Below are 2,961 nucleotides of genomic sequence, written 5' to 3'. Positions count from 1 at the left end.
TTAACATTCGCATGCCTAAAACGCCGCACTTTTGCAGCAAATTGAGAAAACGTAAAAACTGAACAAATGAAAAAGATGTACTTCGCTTTGGTCTTATTTTTAATGACGACCGTGGCATTTTCACAAGGAACTATTACTGGTACCGTAATAGATGGCGAGCTTAATGAGCCACTACCGGGAGCTAGTGTTGTCCTTCAGGGAACAACTAATGGAACTTCAACTGATTTTGATGGTAAGTTTCAAATCGAAATTACAGAAAATGCAGGAACGCTTTTAGTTTCTTACATTGGGTATACTTCCAAAAAAGTAGCTTACACTAGTGACGGTGATATTGGTAGAATTGTATTGGAGCCAAACGCACAAGAATTAGAAGGTGTAGTAGTAAGTGGTGTAATTGATATAGCTAAAGATAGAGAAACCCCAGTAGCGGTTTCAACTATTAAAGCTGCTGAAATACAAGAAAAATTAGGTTCGCAAGAATTTCCTGAAATTTTAAAATCAACTCCATCAATCTATGTTACAAAGCAAGGTGGTGGTTTTGGTGATGCTCGTATTAGTATCCGTGGTTTTGATACAAATAACTCTGCAGTAATGGTTAACGGTGTGCCAGTAAATGATATGGAGAATGGTGCTGTATATTGGAGCAACTGGTCTGGTTTAAGTGATGTTGCTTCTGCTATTCAGGTACAAAGAGGTCTAGGGTCCTCAAAATTAGCGACTTCTTCTGTAGGTGGTACTATTAACGTAGTTACTAAAACTTCTGAGCAAAGAGAAGGTGGTGTAGTTTCTGGTTCTGTTGGTAATGCAGATTACTTGAAAACATTAGTTGCTTACAACACTGGTTTAATGGAAAATGGTCTTTCTGCTTCTGTTTTATTAGGTAGAACTGCTGGTAGCGGTTATGTTGATGGAACTGAATTTGAAGCTTACAATTATTTTATCGGTATTGGTTATAAGCCAAATGATAAGCATGACCTTCAATTTATTGTTACTGGAGCACCGCAACAACATCACTCAAGAGGTTTTGCGCCAAGTTTAGGTAATTATTTAGAATATGGTAGCAACGGAGAAGATCCTAACATTAAATATAATAGTGACTGGGGCAATAGAAATGGTAAAGAAGATACTTTTGGAGGAAACTTTTATCATAAGCCTGTAGTATCATTAAATTGGGAATGGGAACTTTCTGAAACTTCTACATTTTCAGCTATTGCATACGCTTCTTTTGGTCGTGGTGGTTCAGTAGGTTCATTAGGTAGAATCAATGGAAATCAGTCTTTTTCCTCCACTTTTAAGACTGCGGATGGCCTTATTCGTATGGATGATATTGAGAGATGGAATAGTGGTGGAAATGTGCCTGATTTTGGCACACAAAGAGAAACGTATACATCGGGCGGGGCATTGTCTAACCAAGGGCTTTATGTAAATGGTAACAACAGTTCTTTTGGTTTTGAAGATGATAATGATTTTGTAAGAGGAAGCGAGAACGGTATTTCTCAGAGATCTTCTGTAAACTCTCATAACTGGTATGGTACCATTATGAATTTTCATAATGAAGTAAATGACAATTGGAGTTTTGATGTTGGTGTTGATGCTAGAAGTTATAAAGGGTATCACTACAGAAGATTGGTAGATTTACTTGGTGCGGATGCTTATGTTGATAATGATAATATAAACGATACTTTTCGTACGGTAACAGAAACATATGCACCTACTGCTGGTAACTCACTTAATGTTTTTAGTAGTATTGACGATGAAGAAAAAGTTGATTATTACAATATTGGTTACGTACGTTGGTTGGGTGCTTTTGGACAAGTAGAATATAAAAATGATAAAGTATCTGCTTTCATGCAAGGGTCATTTTCTAACCAAGGTTTCCAAAGAGAAGATTTATTTAACTATTTAGATTCTGATCCAGAGCAAAAAACGGAATGGGTAAACCAAGCAGGTGGAAACGTAAAGGGTGGGTTGAACTACAACATTAACGAAAAACATAATGTTTTTGTAAACGCAGGATATTATTTAAAGCAACCTTTATTTGATGCCGTTTTCTTGAATTTTGTAAATGATATTAATCCAGACCTTGAAAATGAAAAAATTCTTGGTGTAGAATTGGGTTATGGTTTTCGTTCTGCTGTGTTTAGTGCCAATGTTAACTTATACAGAACAAGTTGGAAAGATAGATTTGAAAGTGACGGTATAACAGTTAGCGACCTTAATGGTGATGTATTATTTCAAGGAACCGCTAACTATTCAGGTGTAGAGCAGTTGCATACAGGTGTTGAGGTAGATTTCACGGCACGTGCTACGCCAATCTTGACATTTAACGGTATGGTATCTGTTGGTAACTGGGAGTATACAGGAAACCCTACTGGTACAGTATTGGATGATGGGCGTAATGTCCTTGGTACTGCGGAATTGATTCTAGACGGTGTTAAGGTTGGTGATGCTGCACAATTTACGGCTAGAATTGGAGCTACAATTGAACCGGTAGAAAGATTGAAATTTGATGCTAGCTATTACAGAGCAGATAATCTTTATGCAGATTTTGATGTACTTTCTTTTCAAGATAATGATTTAGATGGTGTTGCTGATAACGATGGTTTCCTTCTGGAATTGCCAGCATATGATTTGGTTGATGCAGGTGTGTCATACAAAATGTTGGTAGGAAAAGAAGATAATAAGTCTATTACCTTAAGGCTTAACATAAATAACGTTTTAGATGATACGTATATCTCTGAATCAGAAACTAACATTGCGCCAGATTCTGACCCTCTTAACAACTATGATGGTATAAATACTGGTAACAGAGTATATTTTGGTTTCGGAAGAACTTGGAACTTTACGCTTAACTACAGATTCTAATTTGTAGAAGAAGTAAATTTTTAAAAACCCTGCCAGTCGGCAGGGTTTTTTTATGCGCAAAAATCAGTACATTTAAAGCTTAAAATAAAATTAATA

At 36.4% G+C, this 2,961-nt stretch carries 1 protein-coding gene; it reads left to right on the top strand.

Going from position 1 to position 2,961, the window contains the following annotated elements:
- The first annotated feature begins 66 nt into the window (after nt 1-66).
- On the top strand, nt 67-2,865 hold the full coding sequence (locus ACSHWW_RS14360; protein ID WP_435683158.1) for a TonB-dependent receptor: 2,799 nt from the start codon (nt 67-69) through the stop codon (nt 2,863-2,865).
- Nucleotides 2,866-2,961 lie beyond the last annotated feature (96 nt).

It is taken from the genome of Nonlabens sp., assembly GCF_051251825.1.
Lineage (GTDB): Bacteria > Bacteroidota > Bacteroidia > Flavobacteriales > Flavobacteriaceae > Nonlabens.
The sequence above is the reverse complement of the archived record's forward strand: the minus strand, read 5'-3'. Positions and strand labels throughout refer to the sequence as shown.